The organism is Agromyces humi, from assembly GCF_009720255.1.
In the GTDB taxonomy this organism is placed as follows: Bacteria; Actinomycetota; Actinomycetes; order Actinomycetales; family Microbacteriaceae; genus Agromyces; species Agromyces humi.
Window position 1 is genome coordinate 1 of record NZ_WJSP02000243.1, and the last position, 5,626, is coordinate 5,626.

The 5,626-nt window shown below is 71.0% G+C and carries 9 protein-coding genes; 7 read left to right on the forward strand and 2 right to left on the reverse strand.

Annotated features, from left to right (window positions below):
* The coding region (locus GH736_RS15975) for an alanine dehydrogenase (protein ID WP_407922358.1) at positions 1 to 523 on the reverse strand (523 nt) is incomplete at its 3' end.
* 129 nt (positions 524 to 652) lie between these two features.
* On the opposite strand from GH736_RS15975, the gene GH736_RS15980 reads away from it, so the two are divergent.
* Positions 653 to 1,183 (forward strand): Lrp/AsnC family transcriptional regulator, encoded by a 531-nt coding sequence (locus GH736_RS15980; RefSeq protein ID WP_235934321.1) that lies wholly within the window; start codon positions 653 to 655, stop codon positions 1,181 to 1,183.
* Between the two features lie 31 nt (positions 1,184 to 1,214).
* Here GH736_RS15980 and GH736_RS15985 read toward each other — a convergent pair whose 3' ends face one another.
* On the reverse strand, positions 1,215 to 2,282 hold the full coding sequence (locus tag GH736_RS15985; protein WP_159605095.1) for an ATP-dependent DNA ligase: 1,068 nt from the start codon (positions 2,280 to 2,282) through the stop codon (positions 1,215 to 1,217).
* Between the two features lie 170 nt (positions 2,283 to 2,452).
* Here GH736_RS15985 and GH736_RS15990 point away from each other — a divergent pair, with 170 nt between their 5' ends.
* The 6 genes from GH736_RS15990 to GH736_RS16015 form a co-directional block, all read left to right on the forward strand.
* A complete protein-coding gene (locus GH736_RS15990) occupies positions 2,453 to 2,617 on the forward strand; it encodes a hypothetical protein (RefSeq protein WP_159605097.1) in 165 nt (54 codons plus the stop codon).
* Positions 2,614 to 2,883: a hypothetical protein gene (locus GH736_RS15995; protein WP_159605099.1), complete on the forward strand. Its 270-nt coding sequence runs from the start codon at positions 2,614 to 2,616 to the stop codon at positions 2,881 to 2,883. The genes GH736_RS15990 and GH736_RS15995 overlap by 4 nt, the downstream gene beginning before the upstream one ends.
* A gap of 48 nt (positions 2,884 to 2,931) precedes the next feature.
* Positions 2,932 to 3,663, forward strand: a complete 732-nt coding sequence (locus GH736_RS16000; protein WP_159605101.1) for a TMEM175 family protein — start codon at positions 2,932 to 2,934, stop codon at positions 3,661 to 3,663.
* A gap of 138 nt (positions 3,664 to 3,801) precedes the next feature.
* Complete coding sequence (locus GH736_RS16005; RefSeq protein WP_159605103.1) at positions 3,802 to 4,128, forward strand: DUF7882 family protein; 327 nt, start codon at positions 3,802 to 3,804, stop codon at positions 4,126 to 4,128.
* 194 nt (positions 4,129 to 4,322) lie between these two features.
* The gene (locus tag GH736_RS16010) at positions 4,323 to 4,946 is read left to right on the forward strand and encodes a hypothetical protein (RefSeq protein WP_159605105.1); all 624 of its coding nucleotides are present in this window, start codon (positions 4,323 to 4,325) and stop codon (positions 4,944 to 4,946) included.
* 2 nt (positions 4,947 to 4,948) lie between these two features.
* On the forward strand, positions 4,949 to 5,626 hold a 678-nt coding region (locus tag GH736_RS16015), incomplete at its 3' end, for a PspA/IM30 family protein (protein ID WP_159605107.1).

Here is a 5,626-nt window from a genome sequence, read left to right on the forward strand (position 1 = left end):
CGCCGATGACCTCGACCTTCGCCGGCGCGGTGCCCGGCACGCCCCCGAGGAGGACTCCTCGGCCGCCCTGCGAGGCATGCAGCGACGCGGCGCCGACCTGCGGAGCGAGCCGGCCGGCGACCTCGCTCATCGGGGTGAGCAGCGGCAGCGAGCGATCGGGCAGCTGCACGGTCTCGTAGGCGATGGCGGTGACGCCCGAGTCGAGGATCGCGCGGGTGAGCGGCAGGTCCGCGGCGAGGTGGAGGTAGGTGAAGAGCGTGAGGTCCTCGCGCAGGAAGCCGTACTCGGCGGCGATGGGCTCCTTCACCTTCATGACGAGTTCGGCCGACCATGCCTCGGCGGCCGTCTCCACGATGTGGGCGCCGGCGGCGAGGTACTCCGCGTCGTGGTAGCCGGCACCGATGCCGGCACCCGACTGGATGGCCACCTCGTGGCCTCGCTGCGCCAGTGCGTGCACGCCCGCGGGCGTCATCGCGACGCGGAATTCGTTGTTCTTGATCTCTGCAGGCACGCCGATGCGCATGGTGACTCCGAATGCTGTGTGGATGAGTACCTCCATGGTCGCCGCTCGTTCGTGATCCGGGAAGAGTGACCGAACGAAATTCGGTACGATGGCCAGATTCGTCGCATTCGTTCGAGGGGAAGGCGCCTCATGGCCGACGCACCGCAGATCAGCGAGACCGCCGGAGGCGTGGCCGGCGCGGCATCCGGGCCCATGGCCCTCGACCAGGTCGACCGGCAGATCATCGCGCTGCTGCACGACAACGCGCGCATCCCCAACGTCGACCTCGCCCGGGCGGTCGGGGTCTCGCCCTCGACGTGCCTCGCCCGCGTGCGCTCGCTCCGGGAGCGCGGGGTCATCGTCCGCTACACGGCCGAGATCAACCCGCTCGCGCTCGGGTTCACGCTCCAGGCGCTCGTGAGCGTCCGCATCCGGCCCGGTGCTCGCCATCTGATGGAGCAGATCTCCGACGAGCTGCGCCAGGAGCCCGAGGTCGCCCAGCTCTTCTTCCTCGGAGGCACCGAGGACTTCCTCATCCACGTGCGCGTGCGCGACAGCGAGCACGTGCGGCAGTTCGTGCTGAAGAACCTCTCGGCCAACCCGGCCGTCGCGCTCACCGAGACGAACCTGGTGTTCGAGCACCACACCGCGCTCTCGGCCGGACTCCGCGCCGTGCTCTGAGCCGCGCGCCGCGCCGAGCCGCCGCCCGCGCTCACCTCGTGATCGGCAGGATCTCCGACAGGTCGAGTCCGTCGGGCGCCTCGAGCTGGTCGTACGTGCAGCTCTCGGGCGTGCGATCGGTGCGCCACCTGCGGAACTGGGCGGTGTGACGGAACCGGTCCCCTTCCATGTGGTCGTACGCCACCTCGACCACCAGCTCGGGGCGGAGCGGCACGAACGAGAGGTTCTTGCCCGCATTCCACCGGCTCACCGCACCGGGCAGCCGTGCCGACTGGTGCGCCTCCTGGTCGGCCCACTCGCCCCAAGGATGCGTCGACAGGTCGTCTGCGACGAGCGGCTCGAGCTCCGCGACGAGGCTCGCCCGTCGTGCCATCGGGAAGGACGCCGCGACCCCCACGTGATGCAGCCGGCCGTCGCCGTCGTACAGCCCGAGGAGCAGCGACCCGACGATCCCGCCGGTCTTGTGCCACCGGAACCCTGCGACCACGCAGTCGGCGGTGCGCTCGTGCTTGATCTTGAACATCGTGCGCTTGTCGGGTTGGTAGGTGCCGTCGAGCGGCTTGGCCACCACCCCGTCGAGGCCCGCGCCCTCGAACCGGGTGAACCAGTCGCGGGCCTCGGCGAGGTCGGCGGTGGCCGGGGTGATGAAGACCGGATCGGATGCCTCGGCGAGCGCCGCCTCGAGCCGCCGGCGCCGGTCGGCGAAGGGCGCCTGCATCAGGTTCTCGTCGCCGTCGGCGAGGAGGTCGAACGCGACGAACGAGGCCGGCGTGGTCTCGGCGAGCATGGCGACCCGGCTCGCGGCCGGGTGGATGCGCTGCTGCAGCGCGTCGAAGTCCAGCCGTCCGTCGGCGGTGAGGATGATCTCGCCGTCGACCACGCACCGGGCGGGCAGGTTCTGGCGGAGCGCCTCGACGAGCTCCGGGAAGTACCGCGTCATGGGACGCTCGTTGCGGCTCCCCAGCTCGATCTCGTCGCCGTCCTTGAAGACGATCGTGCGGAACCCGTCCCACTTCGGCTCCACGTGGCCGACGTCGGGGATCTCCTTCACCGACTTGGCGAGCATGGGCGCGAGGGGCGGCATCACCGGGAGGTCCATCCGTCCATCTTGGTCCGCTCAGCGGCGGACCGCAGCCCCGAGGAAGCAGAGGCCGCCGGGTAGCACCGCCCTTCGGGCGGGTCAATCCCCTGTGCCCGCCTCGCGCGCGCGCGTACCGTCGAAGGCGGCGGACCCCGCAGTCGTGGTCTTCCGTGAGCGAGGAGTGAGCGATGACCGATCCCGCCCCCACCGACCCGAACGCGGCGGAGGAGCTCGACGAGGCGGTCGAGGCCGTCGAGCAGCACCAGCAGGCCGAACACGACGCCGACCCCGACGAGCACGTCGTGGTGCGCGACCCGGACACCGGCCACTTGAGCGAGGAGCCCGCCCAATGACCTCCACCATCGAGCCCGCGCACGACGACCGGCCGAGGACCGGGCACGGGCTCCCGCCCATCGGCCTCTGGTGGCCGATGCTCGAGCGTCCCCTCCAGCGCGAAGTGCTGGAGAACCTCGACGCCCCCCTGCGCGGCGTCGTCGTGCGTCGCATCTTCGAGCTCTGCGAGCTCGACCACGAGCCGATGCCCCGCGCAGGCGTGCGCCTCGGGGTGAACGAGCGCGCCTACATCGCCGGCTGGATGCACGCGGTCGACTGGGACTGACGGCGCGTCGGATGCCTCGGGCCGGCCGACGGCGGGCACACTCCTGACGTGGGCAGTGAACGGCCAGCCGTCGGCCGGCGGAACTACGAGCGCGACACCGTGGAGTTCGCGCGCGCCTTCACGTTCTTCGACGCGGTGTACGCCTTCGCACTGACCCTCCTCGTCGTGAACATCGATCCGCCCAGTGCTGCCGACTGGACGAGCCTCCCCGCGCTGCTCGGCAGCGGCCTCGAGTGGCAGCTGTTCGGCTTCGCCGTGAGCTTCGCCGTGATCGCGGTGTTCTGGCGCGTGAACCACCGCATCGTCTCGGGATTCCGTGCCGTCAGCTCCGGCACCATCGTCGCGAACCTCGTCGCCATCGCGTTCGTGGTGCTCATCCCGTTCTCGACCCAGGGCATCAGCGATGAGGGGTCGGCGGACGCCCCGCTCGCCGTGGCCGTCTACGCGGTGAACATCAGCTGCGCCGTGTTCGCGCAATCGGCGGTGTTCGCGGTCGCCCGCCGCGACGGCGTGCTCATCGATCCCCTCCCCCGTCGCGCCGATCGGGTGAACTTCCTCGACACGATGACCACCCCGGCGATCTTCCTCGCCTCGATCCCCGTCGCGTACGCGTTCGGGTCCGACGCCGGTCGCTGGACGTGGGCGCTGCTCGTCGTCGTCAATCCACTCGTGGGCCGGTGGTCGTCGAGGCGGGTGGCGGCCATCGTGGCGGAGGATGCCGCAGCACGCGGCATCAGTCGTGGCGACGACCTCGAGCCGCCCACCGCGTCGCGCGCGTAGTCACCGCCGCCGGCACGCGCCGGACGGAAGGACCCGAAGTCAAGACCCTCCCGCGATCCGGTTCCGCCCGGAATGATCGATCCGACCCGGCCGGCGCACCCGCGCAGTTCCCCGCCGGCGCGCCCGGAACGGAGTGGAATGGGCTCTCTGCTGTACGACGCCGACCACGCGGCGGAGTTCGATGATCGGACCCTCGCGCACCTGCAGGTGATCATCGTGAACAAGCTGCGGCGGCGGGAGAGCTTCCCGTTCACGTGGAGCGACGAACGCCGCTCGATGACGATCTGGCTGAGCCCGAACACCCCGGTGGCGTTCGTCTACCACGGCAACCGGCGCCCGCGGCTCAACCGCGCCTGGCTCGAGGATCTGGCCCTGATCGCGAACTCGGCCGGCGGGCTGATCGTGGTGCCGGAGCCGCCCGAGGCGGAGTCGGTGTCGGCCGACGAGGCGCCCGTCTCCGGTTGATCGGTCCGGTCAGCTCGCTGCGAATTCGTCCGGGGGACTAACGTTCCGGCCGCTCCCGGCGTACGCTCGCGTTATATCGCGTTTGATCGCGCTATATCGCGTTCCGTCGACGAGGGTCGATCGCCCGACATCCGGGACGCGCCGTGGCGACGACGGAACGAAGGTGGGGACATGGAAGAGCTGGAGCGGCCGGCATGAGCGGCCTGGAATGGGTGCTTGCGGCGCTCGGGATCGTGATCGCCATCGGGATCGCCTCGATCGTGACGGTCGTCCTCCTGTTGCGGGCGCTGTACCGCCGAGCCCGTCGCAGCCGCGCGGTCGGCGGAACCGTCCTGCGAACGCGTGCGGCGCTCAGCCGTGGCCCCCAGCGGAGCGTGCTCGCACTTCGCGTCCGCCTCGCCGAGACGCTCGCCAGCGGGCAGTCGGCGATCGATCTCCTGGCCGGCGGCCACGGCCCCCGCGGCGACCTGCCGCGACTGTTCCGCCGCATCCAGGAGGAGAGCGCCGCGCTCGACCTGCAGCTGCGGCTCATGGAGAGCGAGACGGACTCCGCCGTCCTCGGCGAGGCCCTGCCCGCGGCACGCCAACGCGTCGAGCAGGTGACGGGCCTCGTGGGCCGGATGCGCACGACGGTCGCCGCGGTGCTCGCCGGTTCCACCGACGAGGTGCTGACCACACTCGACGGTGACGTCGACCGTGAGATCGCGGCCCTGCATGCTGGCGTGCAGGAGCTTCGCCGACTGGACGGACGCGACACCGCTGAGGCGCTCCGGCAGCCGACCATCGCCCGCTCCAACCGCTCGAGACAAGGGATCTGACCATGAGCAGCAGCAGCAACTCTGCGCGGATGCGCACCATCTTCCGCAGCAAGACGTCGAAGGCCCTCGACAAGATGGAGGACCCCCGCGACACCCTGGACGACAGCTACGACCAGCAGGTGAAGCTCCTGCAGCAGGTCCGACAGGCCGTCGCGGAGGTCGCGACCGCGAAGAAGCGCATCGAGCTGCAGGGGCAGGAGTTGGGCGCGAGGTACGCACGCCTCGGCACCCAGGCCCGCGACGCCGTCGTCCACGGCCGCGAGGACCTCGCCCGGGCCGCCCTCGAGCGACGTGCGCTGCTCGAGAACCAGGTGGCGAAGCTGCAGCAGCAGTACACGTCGCTCGACGCGCAGACCGCGCAGCTCCAGGAGCGGGAGCGCCGGCTCACCGAGCAGGTCGCGGCGTTCCGGATCGAGAAGGAGACGATCAAGGCGACCTACACCGCCTCCGAGGCGCAGGTCAGGGCGAACGAGGCGGTCGCCGGCGTCGGCAACGCCATGAGCGACGTCGGCACCAGCCTCGATCGAGCCCGCGACCGCGTGGCCCAGATGCAGGCACGTGCCGCCGCGACCGACGAGCTGCTCGCGAGCGGGGCGCTGCAGGACCTCACCGCGGCGCCCGAGGCGGACATCGAGCAGCAGCTAGCCGCCGTGACGGCCAACGCCGACGTGGATCGCCAG